At 52.3% G+C, this 19,206-nt stretch carries 15 protein-coding genes and 1 pseudogene; 4 read left to right on the forward strand and 12 right to left on the reverse strand.

Annotation, left to right across the window (positions count from 1 at the left end):
- Positions 1 to 105 precede the first annotated feature (105 nt).
- Together JQC75_RS16525 and JQC75_RS16530 are read left to right on the forward strand one after the other, a co-directional pair.
- Positions 106 to 345 carry an AlpA family phage regulatory protein gene (locus tag JQC75_RS16525; protein WP_203325109.1) on the forward strand — a complete coding sequence of 80 codons (240 nt, stop codon included), beginning with the start codon at positions 106 to 108 and terminating at the stop codon, positions 343 to 345.
- Positions 346 to 787: 442 nt separating this feature from the next.
- Positions 788 to 1,405, forward strand: coding sequence for a YagK/YfjJ domain-containing protein (locus tag JQC75_RS16530; protein ID WP_203325110.1), 618 nt, complete (start codon positions 788 to 790; stop codon positions 1,403 to 1,405).
- A gap of 538 nt (positions 1,406 to 1,943) precedes the next feature.
- Here the strand turns inward: JQC75_RS16530 and JQC75_RS16535 are convergent.
- From JQC75_RS16535 to JQC75_RS16585, 11 genes and pseudogenes are all read right to left on the reverse strand, one after another.
- A complete protein-coding gene (locus JQC75_RS16535) occupies positions 1,944 to 2,303 on the reverse strand; it encodes a hypothetical protein (RefSeq protein ID WP_203325111.1) in 360 nt (119 codons plus the stop codon).
- Positions 2,304 to 2,515: 212 nt separating this feature from the next.
- Complete coding sequence (locus tag JQC75_RS16540) at positions 2,516 to 3,238, reverse strand: M48 family metallopeptidase (protein ID WP_203325112.1); 723 nt, start codon at positions 3,236 to 3,238, stop codon at positions 2,516 to 2,518.
- Positions 3,238 to 6,501: a type I restriction endonuclease subunit R gene (locus JQC75_RS16545; RefSeq protein WP_203325113.1), complete on the reverse strand. Its 3,264-nt coding sequence runs from the start codon at positions 6,499 to 6,501 to the stop codon at positions 3,238 to 3,240. The genes JQC75_RS16540 and JQC75_RS16545 overlap by 1 nt, the downstream gene beginning before the upstream one ends.
- A gap of 10 nt (positions 6,502 to 6,511) precedes the next feature.
- The gene (gene darG / locus JQC75_RS16550) at positions 6,512 to 7,588 is read right to left on the reverse strand and encodes a type II toxin-antitoxin system antitoxin DNA ADP-ribosyl glycohydrolase DarG (RefSeq protein ID WP_203325114.1); all 1,077 of its coding nucleotides are present in this window, start codon (positions 7,586 to 7,588) and stop codon (positions 6,512 to 6,514) included.
- Entirely contained in the window at positions 7,588 to 8,238 is a 651-nt protein-coding gene (gene darT, locus JQC75_RS16555) for a type II toxin-antitoxin system toxin DNA ADP-ribosyl transferase DarT (RefSeq protein WP_203325115.1), read from the reverse strand. The genes darG and darT overlap by 1 nt, the downstream gene beginning before the upstream one ends.
- Entirely contained in the window at positions 8,231 to 9,550 is a 1,320-nt protein-coding gene (locus tag JQC75_RS16560; protein WP_203325116.1) for a restriction endonuclease subunit S, read from the reverse strand. Before JQC75_RS16560 ends, darT begins: the two co-directional genes overlap by 8 nt.
- Positions 9,543 to 12,239, reverse strand: coding sequence for a type I restriction-modification system subunit M (locus JQC75_RS16565; protein ID WP_239002031.1), 2,697 nt, complete (start codon positions 12,237 to 12,239; stop codon positions 9,543 to 9,545). The genes JQC75_RS16560 and JQC75_RS16565 overlap by 8 nt, the downstream gene beginning before the upstream one ends.
- A gap of 433 nt (positions 12,240 to 12,672) precedes the next feature.
- The gene (locus JQC75_RS16570; protein ID WP_203325118.1) at positions 12,673 to 12,864 is read right to left on the reverse strand and encodes a hypothetical protein; all 192 of its coding nucleotides are present in this window, start codon (positions 12,862 to 12,864) and stop codon (positions 12,673 to 12,675) included.
- Between the two features lie 227 nt (positions 12,865 to 13,091).
- Positions 13,092 to 13,361 carry a helix-turn-helix domain-containing protein gene (locus JQC75_RS16575; protein WP_203325119.1) on the reverse strand — a complete coding sequence of 90 codons (270 nt, stop codon included), beginning with the start codon at positions 13,359 to 13,361 and terminating at the stop codon, positions 13,092 to 13,094.
- A 414-nt stretch (positions 13,362 to 13,775) separates the two neighbouring features.
- The gene (locus JQC75_RS16580; RefSeq protein ID WP_203325120.1) at positions 13,776 to 15,041 is read right to left on the reverse strand and encodes a tyrosine-type recombinase/integrase; all 1,266 of its coding nucleotides are present in this window, start codon (positions 15,039 to 15,041) and stop codon (positions 13,776 to 13,778) included.
- Positions 15,042 to 15,290: 249 nt separating this feature from the next.
- A pseudogene (locus JQC75_RS16585) lies at positions 15,291 to 16,306 on the reverse strand (IS630 family transposase).
- Positions 16,307 to 17,221: 915 nt separating this feature from the next.
- Here JQC75_RS16585 and JQC75_RS16590 point away from each other — a divergent pair.
- Positions 17,222 to 17,557, forward strand: a complete 336-nt coding sequence (locus tag JQC75_RS16590) for a hypothetical protein (RefSeq protein ID WP_203325121.1) — start codon at positions 17,222 to 17,224, stop codon at positions 17,555 to 17,557.
- A gap of 365 nt (positions 17,558 to 17,922) precedes the next feature.
- On the opposite strand, the gene JQC75_RS16595 is transcribed toward JQC75_RS16590, so the two are convergent.
- Entirely contained in the window at positions 17,923 to 18,318 is a 396-nt protein-coding gene (locus tag JQC75_RS16595; RefSeq protein WP_203325122.1) for a c-type cytochrome domain-containing protein, read from the reverse strand.
- A 369-nt stretch (positions 18,319 to 18,687) separates the two neighbouring features.
- On the opposite strand from JQC75_RS16595, the gene JQC75_RS16600 reads away from it, so the two are divergent.
- Entirely contained in the window at positions 18,688 to 19,188 is a 501-nt protein-coding gene (locus JQC75_RS16600) for a hypothetical protein (protein WP_203325123.1), read from the forward strand.
- The last annotated feature ends 18 nt before the right edge of the window (positions 19,189 to 19,206 follow it).

The following is a 19,206-nucleotide window of genomic DNA, read 5'->3' on the forward strand; positions in this document are numbered from 1 at the left end:
TCGACCTCAAAACGCTAAAATCCCCGAAAATTTAGTTTTTAGTTGCATCTTAAGCAAACTCCTCGACGCAAACGCCAACATCCCTTTGAAGCCGAGGAGAAACCAATGGATACATCCTTCTTTACGCCAGAGTCTGAACCCAACGACATTGTCATAAATGAGCAACAGCGCCGATTCATTACATCGGTAAGTCGAGCACAAGCCTTTCAATTGGAGCGAGAGGGCCGATTCCCCAAACGCATCAAGCTAAACGCGCATACCAACGGTTGGAAGCTAAGCGAAATAGTCGCATGGCTGCGTGCCTGCCCTGTGGTGGATCTGAAGCACCTGGAGGGCAATCAATGACTCAATCAACCGAGGCCAACGGCAAACACACACAGAAACCCCGTCTATGTCAAATCATTGCGGCAACCCATACCGTTGAGCCTGTGCTGACCTGCGCTCAGATCGCCAAGCGACTGGGCCGGAATGCTAAAACCGTGAGGCAATGGCTGCAACAGGGCCAGGATGCGCCCAAAGCCTTTAAGGACCAAAACAGATGGATGGTACGGGAATCAGAGTATCAACGCTGGGAGCGTCAAGCGAAGCGTTAACCAGTCGATGGTTCGAGGGCAATGCGTTGCCCTTTTCTTAACGCAGACGTGAGACAACCTGGGCTGTTCCAGTGGGTTCTCGAACTGAATAAATTGAAAAAAACACCAGCAAAACACAAGTAAAACAGCAGGCTACAAGTTTGTTAGTGCGATTTTTTGCTAGGTAATTAAATATTATTATGTCCGAAGCTTTTATGAAAAGACCTGCTGTGACTATTTCACCAGGTACTGAGTCAGCGCTGTCGCATGCTAACACACCAACGGAAGACGTCGTGATAAAAGGACGCGTTTGGAAAATCATGTCATTTCCCGAAGGGATCAATCGACCACTGCTTAACAGGCTATACGACCAGCTAGACGCTTTCCTATCTCGGCATTCTAAGGTTTACATGATCCGTTTCGATATTTCACTATACGACTCATCACCTCACAATCATGAAATCAGCAAACTTAGAAGCTTTGTCGTCAAATCACTGAAGTCACACTACAAATCGTCCGTGGACTTCGGCTGGGTAAGAGAACAGAACACCACTGACGACAAATGCCATTATCACTGTTTTGTGCTACTCAATGGCCACAACGCCGATAGCACCAATACTACCTTCGACATTGTGCGACACGCCGTGGAATTGGTGGTAGACATCAATGCTCATTTTCCTGAAAACTGCGGCTATATGATTGAACGTCATTCACCTGAAAGCTTCCAGGCAGCCCTGTTCAGACTCAGCTATCTCGCTAAAAATGCCACGAAAGAGGGCAAGCCAGGCGCCGCCAAAGGTTATTACTTTAGCCGCATTAAACGTAAAGGATAAATTCGCTGGCTTTCAGCCCGTTCCATCATTTCGCCGACGAATCGTAGCTTTGCAACAAAATATGTTGCAAAAAGGTTAACCGTCTTATGTTTTTTGTGATCATCTAGCCTGCTGGCGCAACTTCTGATCAAGCCGCCCTGGTAATTACTGCTTTTTTTCAACGGTTTAAATTTTTACTGGTGCAAGTGAGTGATCAAAAAAGCTCGTCCACCAGCGAGTGATCACTTTTTGTGATCACCCAATCAAGCCACTCCCCTGGCGTGAGCCCAGGGTTTGAAATGAAAGCCACTTTCAGCGGATTACAAAATGCAGGTTAGAACGAGTGTCACAACGCAATATCCAGGCCTACAACCAGTAAGCCTGTAGGGTCGATGTCTCACCTATTTTCATATCGCTGGTGGACAATGCCGCAATTAATGAGGTAACGGCTTGGTGAGAGCCGCTCTCTGGAGAGGAGCTACTCGAATGGGAAAAGGGTTTATCCGACTGTCTATGCAGATGGCCCGGTCGAGGGTATGGGGTGCCGCTCAGGTTTGGACTAATAGACCCTATCGTCTAGCGGCTCTATACTCTGCTGCGATTCCCGCGCTTCCAGGCGTTCATATTCCGGCGAGGGTATAACGGTATAGCCCATGCCCTCCATGACGGCTTTCAACTGCCTTGGCGCAGCGATAAGAGGCTCATCCGAGTCGTACATTATGTTCCCCTCCAGCATTTTGCCATCCAATACCGTCTTCAGCGGTTCAAGCAAGCTTTGCGGCAGCACATCAACCATACAAGGGAATGCCAGCATCGGTTGGTCAGTGACATCTTCTACCAATGGAGTAAAACTCAACTCAAACGCATCCGCATCGCCCAAAATCATCAGGCCAATTCGATCGTCATTAACAACACTCATCAAGCGCTCCCTCCTAAAACGGCGATTCCTTAAACAGGCCTGGCAGTTCGCTGTTCAGCCTATTTGCCATAGCTCAGACCTCATCAGACTGTTGCCGGATTAGGACCAAAAGAATGCAGCATACTGTATCTGATTCACTGCCAATCAAATCCAGGCTGTAGTTCCCCCGTTGAAGCAGGGCTTACAGCACCTTGGCAGGAGCTACGTTTGCGTTAAATATCCAACTCTGCACCGCGTCGTCTCAGCCACTCTTTTCTTTCTCTGAAATCCGGGAGCACCTTATCCACTTCATTCCAGAATGCATCGGAGTGATCACGATGGTGAAGATGGCAAAGCTCGTGAACAATGATGTAGTCGATGATGGTTAAGGGGGCCATTAGGCACTTCCAGTGGAAATGTAGATCACCGCGTTTGGTGCACGATGCCCATCGGTAGCCGAGGTCTTTAATGAATATATCACCCGCCGTCACGCCAACCTTTGCAGAGAAGTAAGCTACCCGCTTTTGCAGGCGAGGCAAACCTTTGGCTCGGTAGAAGGATTCAAACACTTGGTGTGCTGCATCTTGACCGCCATGTTCAACCAACTCACGCAGCAAACAGAATCGCCCTTCTTTCAGCTTCAATGGCTCATCCTGCTCGGCCACTAATTGAAGACGGTAGCGACTACCTAAATAGAGAAAGCTTTCGCCGCTGACCCATTCCCGAGTAACTCGAGTGGCGTTGAGATCGCGCCACTCGGCCAGGTTACGGTAGATCCACATGCGTTTGGCGAATACGGTTGCATCTACCTGCTCGGGTGACATCCGTTTCGGCGGGCGAACAGTAATGATGCCATCGCGTTCGATCACGATATCCGTGGTCTGCCGATCAGACCCGGGTAGTAAATGATATTCAATATCTCGTATCTGTCGCAATTGATGTTGGCGTAGTTGCATCATTCGCTCCCCGCTCGTGCCATGTTAATCAATTCATCGTGGCGGTTTCTTGCCAGTTTCATGACTTCGACAGCCACGCGCTCACGATTGAGCTTCAGCTCTTCAATACCCGTTTTGGCAATCTCGGTCTTGATCAGGCCGCGCACGCGTTTTTGTTTGTCGGGGTTCTGCCAGAAATCGATGCTGGCAATGGTTTCTTGCAGTATTTCCACCGTGGTTTCCATCAGCGCCTTAAAGGCAGGCTTGTCTTCATCATTGACTGAACCGCTGGAGAAGCCAAGCTGAACAATATATTCGTAAAAAGTTGTGGCTTCTTTGCTCATGCCTTCTTCGCCTTGCTGGCGGCCTGCAATGGCTTCTTTGCGCAGCTCAGCTAGCTTTTCGGCCAGTAGCTCCCATTCGTCGTGGTGTTTCTCGATCAGCGCATCCACTTTTTCTGACAGGCTCTTGTAGAAGGCCGGATCTTCATCATGGTGAACGGTACAGTGCTTGCGAATGGCGTGTTCCATTTCGCTGGCTTTGGCTTCGTTGTTTTGGCCTGCGTGGGCGGCCAATTTGTCGAGGAAGTCTTCGGCCAACAGTTCCACCGGCGGCACCTTGGGGTTGATGCCCAAACTAATCAGGTGCTCGTTGATCAGCGCCTTCACCTTTTCACCCGCACTGCCCAAATCAAGGCTGCTGTCCTTATAGCGTTCTTTGGTCACCTGCAAAATGTAGCCGAAGCGTTTGGCAGGCACACGATAGGTTTGTGCAGATACGTTAGGCAGGATGATGTCCAAACTCATCAGGAACTTCTTCAGATACACCTCAAAGTCAGCGCGCTTTTTGTCATCCTTGAGCGCCTTCACCGCCTCATGCACCACGGCGGCTTCGGCATCCAGATCGGGCAATTCGCCGTTCACAAAGGCCTGAATCTGTTTGATGCCCAACGCCGTGAAATGCTGTAGCAACCGCTGGTAGCGCTCTTCCAGCACAGGCAGTTCCGATGCAAGATTTCTCATTCCATCGTGCAGTTCTTGTAACTCATCGCTGGCGGCATAGAGGGTTAAGGCGTCGGTCAGGTGGTTAGCCAGGCCGATATAATCGACGATGTAACCTCGTTGTTTGCCCCTCTTCACCCGATTGGTACGAGCAATGGCTTGCAGCAGGGTGTGCTCGCGCAGTTTTTTGTCGATGTACATCACCTGCTCGATAGGTGCGTCAAAGCCAGTGAGCAGCATGTCGCACACGATAAGGAAAGCAATGCCGGTGTATTCCTTGTCCGGGTCTTCAAAGTCAAAGCTGCGGCAGAAGTTCTCTACCGCGTTCATACGCTGGGCTTCTTTGCGCGCCTGGGTGATGTAGGCCGCTTCATTGGTGCCGTCCGACGACACCACGACAGCAGTCTTGAGAAAACGCAGACGCTGAATCAAATCGCTATCCGGCGAGGCCTTGTCCTCCTCACGGGCCAAGCGCTCTGCCAATGCGGCCTTGATACCGTTCTGATAGCGGATGCACGCCAGCTTCGAGTGGCACACCACCTGCGCCTTAAATCCGTTAGGCAAGATGTTGTCGACGTAGTGCGCCACCATGTCACGCGCAATCGCATTGATGCGGTTCTCGGCCTCCAGAATGTCGCCGGTCGCGCCGTACTTCTTTTTGATGGCCAGCAGCTCTTCTTCGCTGCGGTCGCGGAACAGATCTTCAAAAGCTTCGTCGAACGCGTGTTTTTCGTTCAGTGCGCTGTCGGCGGTTTTACCTTCGTAGAGAATTTGCAGCGTGGCGCCATCCTCCACCGCATCCATCAGACGGTAGGTATCGATGTACTTACCAAAACGCTTGTGGGTTTTCTTTTCGCCGTGGCGCTCGGTAATCAATGGCGTGCCGGTGAAGGCAATGCGCGTGGCATTGGGGAAGGCCTCGAACAAGTTGTCGCCCAGGTCTGAGCTTTGGGTGCGATGAGCCTCGTCGATCATCAGGATGATGCGATCCGAGGTATTGACCACGCCGAAAGTCTTGCCCGCAGGCATGGCCAAGTATGTACCCAAGGCTTCCGCCACCGTGTTGGTCAGCGTCTGCTTGTGCTCCTGAAACTTGTGGATCATCACCATGCTGATGTCCGAGCTGTCTGTCGCCAGGTGCTGGCGCAGCCCCGCCCGGGTTTCGATCACATTCACCCGCCCGCCAATCAGCGTGGCGGTGTCGCCCAGTTGTTCCTCCAGGTCTTGCCGGTCGTTCACCAGCACGATCTTGTAGTCGGCCAGGTCGCGGCTGGCGCGCAGCATTCGCGCTAAGAACACCATGGTCAGGGATTTACCCGAACCCTGCGTGTGCCACACCACACCGCTGCGCTCGGTGGCTGTTTCACCCGTGCGCAAGCGTTCAACGATCTTGCTGGCCGCGCGGAATTGCTGATAGCGGCACACCACCTTTACCCGTGGGCCGCCGTCGGTATCCATGAATACCGCGCTGGTGCGCAAAATCTGCAGCAGGTTGGCCTTGTTCAACATGCCGGCAATTAACTGCTGCTGGGCATTCAGGCCTTCGAGTGCGGCATCGTCGGCGGGGTGGAGCGTTTTCCAGGCATAGAAATGTTCTTCGCCCGAGGTGATGGTGCCGTAGTCGGCTTCCAGGCCACAGCTACGCACCAGCATCAGGCTGCTGTGGAACAACCGGGGCTCGCCTTCCTTCAGGCCAGAGGCTTCGGTTTCTTTGCGGCGGCGCATGTAGCGCTGCAGTTGCACAAAGGCTTCCTGCATCGGGTTAGCACAGGTTTCCGAACCCTTTTTGCATTCCACCACCACCAGCGGGATGCCGTTCACGAACAACACGATGTCGGGAATGATAAACGCCTTCACGCAGCCGGGTGTATCAATACGGAACTGGTTGATGGCGTGGAACTGGTTGTTCTCGGGGTTATGGAAGTCAATCAGCCGCACCACTGGGTCGGCTTCGCCGGTCAGCTCGTTCAGATCAGCTTGCGCTTTAAACAGCAGCGCCTGCACCGCCTCGTTGGCTTCCAATAGCGTACGGTTGGGGTGGCGTAACAATTGGCTGCGTAGTTCTTCCAGTTGGCGCGCTGTCAGCCATTCCCGTCCATCGTCGGTACGATTGATGGTGCTTACGGCGCGGTCGAACACCTCTGGTAATAACCATTGGCGGAAGTTGCCGCGTAGGCTTGGGGCTGCGTCATGTGGCACGCCGGTGCCCTGGTCGATCACCGTCCACCCTTGCTCGGCCAGTTGTTGTAAAAAGGGGCGTTCAACCTCCGTGTATTCGCTCACGTCATCGCCCTCACATCAGCGCCGTGGCCGGTTGGGTCAGGCGCTCCAGGGCAATGCCCAGCGCCCGGTCGTCAAACAGCCGGTCTTTACGGGCTGCCGCATCTGCGCCGCCGCGCCAGTGGCGCAACCCTTCACGCAAGGCCGGCACAGTGGGCGCAACGCCTTCGCGGGTTAGTAGCCAGTCTACGGTGGCCAGCAGCTCCATACCAAAGGGCGATTCAAAGCCATCAATCAGCGCGGCAGTCGCTTCCAGTGCTTGGCTGTATGCTTTGGCCTCGCTATTCAGATAGGTTTGCACCAGGGTTTTGCGTTCATCGTCAAACCAGATCACATCCAGCGGGTCGGCGTCGCTGATGCGTTTGTCGGCATGCAAATAACTGCCATCCAGATTGTTCAGCAGGTGGTCGAGCCGGTTGGCATAGGGGCCATATTTGTGCGCCACAAACTGTAATTTGAGCGGGTTGTCATTCGGGTTATAGCGTTCGATGGCGCGCTCCAGAAACCACGCCAGTTTTTGTATTTCCAACAAACTGCATTCCATACCCAGCACCCAGTAACGGCGCACCAGTTCGGCAATCAGCGCGCGGGCCGGGGTCAGTTTTTCTACCCCGGTACGCTTGGCCACGTTCTGGTACTGGAGGGTGGGCTCAAATATTTGAATATCGGTGTCCAAATCACCCAAGGCCCGCTCAATCTGCTTGCGCACTTCATCCCACTCCAGGCCGCCATTGCCAGCACCCAGCGGCGGGATGGCGATGGATTTCACCTGTTGTTCAATCAAAAAGTGTCGTAGGTCTTGCAGGCCTTCCACCACCCACGCCATCTGCGACTTGGCGCGCCAGTGCTGTTTGGTGGGGAAGTTAACAATCCAGCGCGGGCCATCCAGCTCATACACGTCGGTGACGAACATTTTGCCGGTCTGCACCTCTTTGGCTTTGCATGCAGCCACGTACAGGCGGAAGTTTTCGCCAAAGCGTTCTTTGAACATCAGCGCGATGCCTTTGCCCATCACCCCGACGGTGTTCACGGTGTTCACCAGTGCCTCGGCGCGGGCTTCCAGTAAATTGCCTTGTGTGTATGTAATCATCAGAAGTACCACTGTGGCATCACCCGAACATCCATGGTCAAGCCTCTGGCTTGAATCTGGTTGTCGAGTGTGTTTTTAACGTTATCTGTGTAGCAGATGATGCCCACCAGCCCAGCGACCGGTAAATGGTGATGCACCAAAGCCTCGGCCTGGTAGCGCTCAATCTGCTCCGGATCATCCGGGTTGCGCTGAAAATTGCGGGCCTGCAACAGCGGCCAATCAATTTCATGCAAACTCTCAATGCGATTAAAGTACCGAGCAAGCGGCGGGTAGGCGTGCCGATCGGTAAACACAAAGGGCAAACCCAACTGGTGCACCTTGTGCAGCGTGGACACCAGAATGCAAATGTCCTCATTGCGCCGCTTTGTTACCTCGCCGCGCCCGGTATGGATGTTGTACATCATGGGCGAAAAGGGTGTGAAGTAAAACGGCACATAATCGGAGAGCACCCCGCCCGGTGCGATCGGCACCCCTCGGTGAGTGCGCCGATCAATCAAATCGGCATTACCAATGGGCACAAAGTTCGGGTCCTGCACGGCAGCGCTTTTGCAATGCACGCCGTTATCCAGAATCCACGGCAGATTGTCGCGGTGGACAATGCGCCAGATAAGCGCTTTCTGTGGGTTGAGGTTGGGATAGTGGTTAACCATCGACTGCCTCGGGTGTTTCGACCTTGACCGGCACTTTGCCGGTTAGAAGGTCGTGCATCAATCCTTGCTTCTGCTTCCCAAGCTTCGCATGTTGATCTCTGAGTTTTGCTAGCTGGTTGTCCACAACTGTCAGTCGCTCTGAAATTCTCCCTTGCTCATCTCTGGCTACCTTGACGCACATCATCTTGGCGAATCGGTCAGCGCCCAAGTGCGCCACCGACGTTGTCTGCTTTGCAATTCGTTGAAACGCACCTTCATCAAGGAACTTCTTGAATAAGTGAGCGAAGAAGTCAGGCAAGTTTTCGGGGTTGCAACGAAACCTGACTAGCGTGTTTTGGAAGCAATACACACCGGACTCACCACGATAGATTGAACTGCGTCCAACCAACTCAAGGCTCTGGCCTTCATTGAGCAAAACGTCACCATCATTGACTGCGAAAGTCTCCCTTTCAGAAGGAGTGAAATCCATCTCAAGAACATCGGAAACGTCGATGAATCCGTCAAAAACATTGGCCACTCTAAGGTAAGGCTTCGACCACTTCCCGGAATGTTGATCAGGACTGCGTTGTCGACCGAGCTTTACATCCCCGCAGTCACTAATTCGGCAGACATCCCACTCCCTCGGAATCCATCCAATCGCTGTTTCCTGATACAGCTCCGGGGCCTGTTCACGGGGCGGGCGCAGTTGGCCGTTGGGCAGCACGCCACGGGTGAACAGGTCGTGCATAAGGCCAGCCTTGATCTGCTGGTATTTGGCAATCAGGGCTTCGGTTTTTTCGATGGCGGTGTCGATGCTGTCCAGAATATCGGCAATTCTTGACTGCAGATTTACGTCCACAGGAATGCGAACTGAAATGCTGGGCACCTTCTTCGTGTCGAGGTGCAGAACTGTTGAGCCAGCGGCATAGGCGACCATCTGCCGACGCACATCAGAGAGCATCAAGCTGTGATAGAGGAATCGTTTATCACAGCGGTTGGCTATCGGATCAATGCGCATACAATCCATCGAAGCGAGTGCCGGCTTTGTGCTGCCAAAGTCGGGGACGCGTAATGGGCTGCCAACGATATCTCCTGCGCGAGTCAGGTCGGTGACTGAAAAAAGCAAATCGCCAGGCGACAGATGATCGGCCGTGGTTGAGAAGCCATCGTAGAACTTAATCCCTGTCGGTTCGTAGCCACCACCCTTTACAAAGCATTTGATTGTGATGAACGGATGGCCAGAGTGCTCGTCTCCGTAGTCTTCTGACTTGTAATTGATGCCCTTCCTCTGTGTGGAGAGATGGCCAAGTGTGAGAGCTTTCCACTCACTCATACCCCAACTCCACCAAAAAGCCTTGCAGCATCTTCGCCGCATCATCCCGCTCGGCTTCAATCTGTTTGGCCGTAACGGCGTACTTGCCCCACAGGTTTTCAACCGCTGCAATGCAAGCGCGCTGATCCGCCCGCAGGTATTGCCGGTAGCTGTTGAACAGCAGCTTGCCCAGACGCTCGACGATAACCTGCCGTGCTTCGTCTTTGCTGATCTTGAGGCGTGCCTGCTCTACCAGATCGTCCTTCTTCGCTTCGGTGGACTTGATGGCGGCTTTCAGAGCTTTGGCTTCATCTTCCAGTGCCTTGTGGGTAGTCAGTTTGGCTTCGATGCGCTCAGAAGTGGCCTTGGCTTGCTGGCCCGCAGCCATGGCGGCTTCAATAGCTGCCGTAAACGTTGAGCTGTGATTTACCTCTGCGGCAAGGTCGAGCACGCGCTGGCCGTTGCCAAATTGGGCATCGCCCTGGGCCAAACCTTCAGTGCAGTAAAAGGTTTTTTTCGCGCCCTTGGGTAACAAGCCAGCCACTTTGATTTCGGTAAACAGGTCGCCCGCTACGCCCTTGAGGGTTTTGAGCTGGGCCTTCCACTCGGCGTTGACTTCTTTGAGTTCGTCTTTAAGTGTTTTCACCTCATCGGCAGGCAGCACGCCGGTGTCGTCGGTATCTTCAAAATCGTCTTCACTGGCAGCGGCAAACAGGGCTTGCAACTCCGCGAGGCGAGCGTGTTGTTGTTCCAGTTCTGCCAATACCTGCGGGAACTGGCTTTGCAGAATGTCTTCGTCCGGGATCAGCTCCGGCCCCCAACCGCTGGCGGCGATGGATTTGAAATCGGACACCAGCCCTTTGTAGTAATTAGCGAACGCGCCGCGTACCTGATAGCGGTTCAGCAGGTGCTGCCCAGCAAACGTGCGTTCGATGCTGTCGAGCAGCGTGGCGCGCACGGCGTACACATTACGGCCTGTGGCATGTTGGTTGTCGGTATCCGGCGCCAGCGCTTCGATCACAGGCAGGTGCTGTTGCCACCAGTCAGCCAGATCGGTCATGAACTGGGCGTGGCGCTGGGTGACGCTGGTGTGGCTGTTGATGTGCGGGGCAATATCACGCTTGTCACTAAGCTCGGCTGCGAAGTCGGCATACCAAGTACCGTGTGCGGCCGTGGCACGAGGCACAAAAATACTGTCGCGCAGGCCGGCGTAGTTCTGCCAGAAATGGCCCAGCGCATCGACCTCGCTGACGGGTACACCACCGTGCAGATGGGCGCGCACGTCGTGCGGTTCCGGTGGCGGGGCGTTATCCACATAGCGACGGATATTGCAGTTGTATTCTTCGGCTTGAATGTCGGCCACCGGCACGCGCTTGGCGTAACCATCGATATTTTTGCCATCGCGGTAGGCATGCACGATCTTGTCGATGTCTTCCGGCCGCAGGTGGTTTTGTGCCTTGCCTTCGCGGTATTCGCGGTCGGCATTGATAAACAGTACATGGTCGCGCTGCTGGGCGCCGTCTTTGTTCAACACCAGAATGCAGGCGGGGATGCCGGTGCCGTAGAACAGGTTGCTGGGCAGGCCGATAACGGCTTCCAGGTAGCCCCGCTCGATAAAGTACTGGCGCGCCTCGCGCTCTTCACCCCCTCGAAACAGCACGCCGTGCGGCATCACGGTGGCCATGCGGCCATTGCTCTTGAGCACGGCCAGCATGTGCTGCACAAACATCAGATCAGCCTTTTTGCCTTTCTCAGGCATCCAGACGTGGAAGCGGCCGGGGTAAGCGATGGGCTCTTTCTTCTTGGCACCGCTGCCGTCGTCTTTGGATTTGGTCTTGGCGTAGTTCTGGCTGAACGGCGGGTTGGCTAGCACGCGGTCGAAGCGGCGCAGTTCGTTGTTTGCATCTTTGTGCTGCGGGTCGGCCAAGGTGTCAGCGTTGCGGATGTCGGCGTGGGAGATGCCATGCAGCAGCATGTTCATCTTGCAGATGGACCAGGTGGTGCCCATTTTTTCCTGCCCGTTGAGCGATAACTCGGCAGCATCGGCCCCACACTCGCGCAGGTAGTCCCGCGCCTGGATCAGCATACCGCCTGAGCCAACGGTCGGGTCATAAACACTCATCCCCTCTTTTGGATCGCAAATTTCCACACAAATGCGCACCACCTCGGCCGGGGTATAAAATTCGCCAGCCTTTTTACCCGCCGAATCAGCGAAATGCTTAATCAGCCATTCATAGGCCGCTCCTAGCAGGTCAGGGAATTCGAAATCGTCATCGTGTAGTGGGATTTTTTCGAAGTTCTGGATGAAATCGACCAAGGTGTCGTCATCCAGCGTGTTCTGACCAATTTTGCGGTTGAAGTTGATGGTACCCTTGAGCACATCTTGTAAGGCATCGACGTTTTCTTCTTCCAACGCTTCCAGTGCTTTATTGAGGGCTGTGCCGACGTTTTCTTTGACGTGCTTGAGCGCTGGCTGCACGTCGCCTGTATCATCAACCCATGGTTCGTTCCAGCGGGCGCGAGGCGGCACATAAAAATATTTACCGGAGTACTGATCGGGGTCTTCTAGATTGAGAGCAATATCAGCGTCCGACAAGCCAGCCGCTAGACCTTCCTTCTTTATCTCTTCTCTGCGCTGGTCAAACAGATCACTGGCGCGCTTGAGGAACAACATGCCAAAGATGTATTCCTTGTACTCGCTGGCATCCATGTTGCCGCGCAGGTCGTCGCATGCAGTGAGTAGCAGGCTTTCCAGGCGGGCGAGTGTGAGTTTAGCTCTAGCCATTGTTTAATCTATACCTACGTTTGAGTTACTTTTACAGTCAATCCAGTACTGTGCTGCACCAGAAAGAACAATGCGATAGCGAAACCGCAGCACAAACCTGTGATTGCTGAGATATTTATTTTTCCACGAGGATTCTATCCCAAGGAACATTCAACTGGAACTCCGTGGCATAGTTCTAACCTATAGCGAACCCGGCTTTTGGTCACACATTGCGTTTTGAAGATACCTAATCTTTCCTCAAGACAATTGAGTTGCTTTTTTACGAGCCCTCAACTTACCGAACCTTCAACAAGGTCAGGTTCTTGGTTTGTCGGCATCAAAGTCAGGTCAGAATTGGACTGAGCTAGTACAGAGCATGCTAACGGCTCGCCTGCCAGATATTTTCTGCGGTCAGGCGCGTTGCCCGTTCGGTAAGCCCGCCCATTATTGACTCGCGTATGTGCTCAGGGAAGTCGGCAGGAAGCTCAGCCCACACTTTGGCGACCACGGGTTCCAACATATCAGCCAATCCCAGCATGATCCCAGCCATGATATCGGTATCAAAACCCACCGCTTTGGCTGTTTGAATAAAGTGCCTGGGAAAAATGGCATCCAGCTGCGCCTTTTTACCCTTGCTCGCTTTAACGCCATCGCGAGTTTCACCTCGCGTATGTTGGGGCCTTGCCCTCCAAGGGCGGGGTAAATCGACAGAATGTCGTAGAGGGGCGCCAAGCGATAGCCGCCACCAGCTTCAAGAAAAATGGAGATAGCCATTCATATACACATCCAGGACTGCCATCACCATTCCTCTTTCCAATCCTGAGTGTCTGGCGTTGTGTCAGCGGAGTCTGCATCCGATGCTCTTGGCCGAACCTCAAGCTCAAGATTGAGTGATGAGAGCAGCTTGAAAAGGGTCTCTAATTTGGTTGAGTCTGGATTTTGCTCAAAACTCGACACTGTATCCTGGCGGATCCCCACTTTGCTTGCAACCTTGCTCTGCGACAGTTTCATCGCCAAACGGGCATCTTTTAAATAGTTGCTTAACTGCTTTGAGGTGGTCACTTTCATGTCGCGCCTTCGATTCACTTAACGGTACCTGGACTCAGTCTACACGCTATAACAGGTAAATAAAATTTCACACGCTGTAGCCGTTAAAATTTGCTTTACACTCTACAACAGGTAAGTTGAGTCTGACACGCTGAGGCAGGTAAGCACGAATAGTCAAGGAAGCCACCACTGGGTAAGATGTCATCCAGAAAGCAACGCCAGCCCGGTTGAGCGATATCATCGAAAATAGCTAACAAGATTGCTCAGTGACACTGGATACCTGTCATCTTTATCCAGCCAGGTTCGCCGCTCGTAGTTCAGCCTGAACAGCCGACGGTGACCTCGCGCGCTTTGCTGAAACGAGATTTGAGCACCGCCTGTCCATTGACGATGAAAGCAACCACTTCTGCATGGCGCTACGCCAGCAGCCTCAGACTATCCGGCTTTAAGGGGATTGATGAGGACCACGTTATCAGCTGGGTTAAGCAAGCGATCAAGCCACTCACACCACATATCGAGGGCAATGGCCTTTTCCGGTAAATACTGACTGCGATTATAGATAGCCATAACGCCCCCTAAGGTATGGCCCAATAACTGCTCGACAACATAAGGCGCCACACCGAGATCGTTCAGTTTGGTCGTGAAAGTTCGACGTAAGTCATGCAATGACCACGACTCCTTATGCTTTAGACGCCCACAGATACGCCCACCAGCAAAACTGACCGTTTCTCGACTTTTGAGCTCACCAAGAAGATAGCCGCTATTTCCATGCCGCTTATATAAAAACTCAATGATGGGCTTCACCTTCGCGGGTATCGGCCTGATGATGATTTTGTCAGTCTTGCTATGGGCTTTGGGCACAGTCCACAGATTGCGCTCCAGGTCCCACTCATCAAAGGTTGATAAGCGTAATTCTTGTGTACGAGCGCCAAAAATGACTAATAGCTGACACAGATAGCGCATATAAAAGGCCCCTTGACGCTGTTGAATTGAGCGGAGCAAATCGTATAACTCAACGTCGGTCAGCACCCGGTCTTTTTGTCGCTGCTTTTTACCGACATCGGCAGCATTTAAGTCATCAAGCTCACGACTGATGGCATAGCGACGGACACGGCAAAACCTCAGAGCCTGTTTAGCATTTTGCAGAATTTGACCTGCGGCTACCGGAGCGGGTCTCTGTTTCCCCTTTATCCCTCGACGAATACGGTCAAAGCATTCAATCCAATGCCTGGTTTCTGTTTGTTCCAGGGGGAAATGGCCGATATAGGGATAGATATGGCGCTTAAATTGAGCAAGGGTTTTATCCACGTTCACCCGATGGTCTTGGGCATATTCGTCTATCCAATAATTGAGTGCCTGGGCAACGGTCACTGGGGCCAGTGACTTTTCCCGCTCCATACTGCGCTTAATTTTGGGGTCGTGACCTTCCGCAAGCCATGTACGGCATTCCTCTGCAATATCACGCGCTTTACTGAGGGATAAGTCCGGATAACTGCCCAGGTCCACTCGCTTATTTTGGCCCTGGATTTTATAGCGATATTGAAAGCGGATTTTGCCTTGTTTGGACACGCGCACGCCAAGGCCCCTGCCATCAGAAAGCTCCTGGTTCTTGAGTTGGGGCTTGCAGTTTAAAGCACGCAAACTGGTTTCGTATAACATGGCATTTATCACTTCTAAAGGCAGAAAAAGGGTCAAATCCATGTACCCCCATATGTACCCCCATCTCACCATAGGAACCAATACGCCTCAATACAAACCAGAACGCTAAAAACCTCTTATCTGTTGATAACTAAGAAAAACTTATGCAAAACAGAGACATCTAAAAACCACTGGAAACACCAAAATGCGATCTACGGCATGAACTAATCAAAATTCGTATTTGATTGTTTTAAAAAGGGTTTTGCACAACTTGCAAGACCCTTTTTCATTTTATACCAATCCCATTAAACATCATGCCAATCTTGCCCACTCCCGATGACACAGCGATTTGACCCGCTCTGTATCCGCTATAAAGCTTCGCCAGGCCGCACTGCAGTCATCGACTATCCCTTGAACGTGCGATTCGCCAGCACATGGTGTCACAACCAACTCCAGACCTGCTCCACCGGATTTAGCTCGGGCGAATCGGGCGGCAATTTAACCAGCGTCAGGTTGGGATAGGCTTGTGCGCATGTTTCCGTATGCCAGCCTGCCCCATCCATGATGACCACGGCGTGGCGACCCGCTGGCGTTCTGGCCGAGAGCAAGGCTAGGTGCTGTTTCATGGCTTCCTGATTGACCACCGGGCTTATCAGGGCTTCCGTCTCTCCCGTAGCCGGACAGATCGCCCCAAACAGATAGGCATACTCGAATTGCTGCTGGCGCACTGCTCGGGGGCGGGAGCCCTTGCGAACCCACAGTCGGGTCGTGGTGTTTTGCTGGCAAAAGCGGGCCTAATCCTGAAGCCAGATATCAATGTTTTCCAGAGGGATCTGGGTCGGCACGTTCAGGATCGTTTCCAGCGGGAAGTTTTTAAACGCTTGCTGCGCTTGGCTATCTTGCTTTGGGTGCCTTGAGCGGCTGGTGAGCCAGGAGAATCCCATCTGCTTGAGTAGACGGTAGATGTTTGACTGTTGGTAGGTCACGCCAAAGTGCTGGGCTACGTAGGCCTGAATATCGTGCCCCGTTAAGCGGCCGCCGGTCGTGCGCCGACTTTGCTCATCAATTAAAGCATGCAGTTGCGTACATTGTTGGGGCGTGAGCTTAGCGATGCGGCCGGCAGGGCGAACCAGCATCAGGCCCTCCAGGCCGCGAGCATGAAACTGTGCAACCCATTTATTGACGCTGGCGCGGCTGACCTTGAGGAAGAGGGCGATTTGAGTACGGTTATGACTCTTTTGGAAATGGGCGAGTGAGAGCAGGCGGATGCACATCCTGGCATGAGTTTGAGCCTTGGCAAGGGCAAGGAAATCGATGGGTTGAGACATGATCGCAAGCTCGAGATAGGTAAGTCCCTCATTAGATCACATCATTAATGGGATTGGTATTACATACCAGGTGCTCTACACATCCTTAAGCGCTGAATTTAGCATCTAAATTTTATAGCTTTTATTGACATGCTTGGTAGTAATACAAGCGGTTGATAAAAATATATTTTCATGTCATCCCTTATTGTCATTGCTGTTTTTTTACCCAGTGCTAATCTAATTTTGCTGGGCAGATTTTTCACCAGCAAAATGGCAACAATCGATTTGGGAGGGCATGCAGAGAAAAAGACAGTTGCTTCCAAGTAAGCCGAAAAAGCTGCGAGAAAAATCAAGCAAAGCGACCTAGCAGCTCGTGTATTAGGTTGAGCGATATCTGAGCATAAGTCATCGTTCGAATGTAATGAGCTGGTTTCACTAAGAAATATCATGAGCATTGCTGTGATGTCGCAACTTTTTGTTCTGGAAAGTTCGTGCTTTGGCTGCAATGATTAAATCCCTACAAAGCTATTATTGATGTGCGATCAAGACGCTATATTCATCTTTAGTAAGGACGATTTGTCCTCACAAATATGACTAAGCCTATGCTTGTATGGAATAAATCGTGTCATCCGTTCGCGTTTATGACCCACGGTCAGTCAAAAATGACGTACTGTTAGCAAATAATGTTGAGAGGACGAACTTGAACGCAAACAAAAATGTAGTAATCCAAACATAAGCTGGTGCTCATTGAGTTCTGGCAATGTTCATGATGGGAAATTGTTGGTACATCTAAGATCACAATGTGACTGATGAGATGGTAAAAAGAGATTTCGATTGGTGTAATTGTTAAAGCGACCATCATTCGCGACGCATTCGCCATTACGAAAGGCTATGATTAAACTTTGATTGATTTAACTCTTTCAGTGTGGAGGCGTTATGCTAAAAATCAGTTCAAGCCTGTTGTTGTGCGTTGTTTTATTCGCTTGCAGCTCGGTTCCCAAAGATTGGTCTGGTATGAGTGCAGATGAAATTTCTGCATGGAAGGCGGCAGGATTCAGCTCTCAGATTGCACAAAAGTGGCAACAACAAGGCTTTAGTGCTGAAGATGCCGCGGATTGGAATCGTGCCGGTTTCAATCTGAAAGATGCGTCCAAATGGGGCGAAGAAAAGTTTACCGCGCAAGAAGCAAAAAAATGGCGTAGTTCAGGGTTCGACCTGGATGATGCAGTAAAAAGCCGCAGTAAAGGATTAACCCCCATAGAAGAGAAATGATCTCAACATCAATTCTCGTCTCAGCAAACAGTGAAAAGAGCATACTCAGTATGCTCTTTTTATTTAGACTAGCTCATCCAGCTGCATAGCTTCGCTGGCAATACAGTAACTAACGATGCCCAGACCTGAGCATACCGAGGCAGAGGTAAATCAACATAAGTCGTAAGCAAAATGCAGATACACTGAAGGCCTGCACTAGTACTGACAAATAGGAACCCATCAGGTAAGCCTGCGCCAAGTAACCCACGCACCCAAAAAATACGGGGCTTTTGCCTGCATCACCCTGAGGGTGGAGAGCATCTTACTCTGGTATCTGTCGTGAGCCAGAGAATGGTTACTTCAACCTGAGCCTGTTATCGCCGCTATCAGTTATCCTGGGCGCCCTGGTCTATCCACAGCTTGATGGTGTCTATCTGCTCCTGGCTTAAGGGTTTACCCTCCCCCTGAGCCATTCTGTCTGAGTGATGTGGCGGCATCTGAATTTTCGGGTCCACATTGTGGGAAATCACCAGATATAGGGTACTGGATGCGGCGCTGCCGGGCACTATCACAGGCCCCATCTTGGTGCCTGCCATCATGCTGCTGTGGCTGCTCAGAATTAAGCCCGCATTCTGTGCGCCTTCACCCGCCACATGACAACTGAAACAGGAGCCCTGCAGGATGGGCAGTACATCGTTTTGATAGCTGACCTGACGACTGCAGCCGCTCACGACCATGCCCGCCCCCAGCAGCAGTATCAGCGTAATATTTTTCAGTAACATAACGCCTCCTTAGTCAAGGACTTCAGTAGCAGGAGTGGGAGTGGGCAAGCCCGAGTCGACCGCAAAGGGCCAGCACCTCGAAAAATCACCCCATGCCATAGCCTTAAGTGTAGTTGTAAAGCACCTTTAACCACACTTTTTTCATGGGCTAATTTCAGGTAAGAGGAAAGTGATGGCTGCGTACCGCCCTGGACCCAGAGACTCTGGTTTGCGGGTCTTGATTGACTCTCTACATCAGTACGCCTGCTTAGCGGCAGATTGCCGCAAGCGGCCAACCGGGCCGGGGATGCCAGTCTTAATCGTGTATCCCTTGCTCAATTGGCAGCACAAGATCGCTGCACAGGCACTTTATTATCACAAGGAACACAGATGAACGGACTATTGAAACTCGTATTGGTGGCGGCGCTGGCCTACGGCGGCTACGACCTGTATCAAAAGCACTATGCCGTGAAGGCCGAGCCCGAGGTGGTTTGGCAGCCCTATGTGCTGGACACAGTGAACATCAGTGTGATGTTTCCAAAGGCGCCCAGGGTGGAGCGGCGCTCGGTAGAGGGACACACGGTGGAATGGCAAGGCTCCCGCCACGCCGCTGCCGAGTACACCCTGACTGTGATACAAAACCCGGATGTGACCCTGGGTGACTATTACCCCAGCTCCCTTATCAACATGGGCGCCCGCCTCAAAGACAAGCGCTTTATCATGGTGGATGGTTACGATGGCTACGAGTTCATCCTGGACTTTAACGACAAGCTGGTCACCCAGCGGATGATAAGCTTCCACAACGCCATGGTGACCCAAACCGCCATCTATACCGACCACGAGGCCAACAATGGCGACACCGAGAAGTTTCTGTCCTCACTGTCGCTGTAAGCTGCACTGCGGTTGGCT

The organism is Shewanella litorisediminis, from assembly GCF_016834455.1.
GTDB lineage: Bacteria > Pseudomonadota > Gammaproteobacteria > Enterobacterales > Shewanellaceae > Shewanella > Shewanella litorisediminis.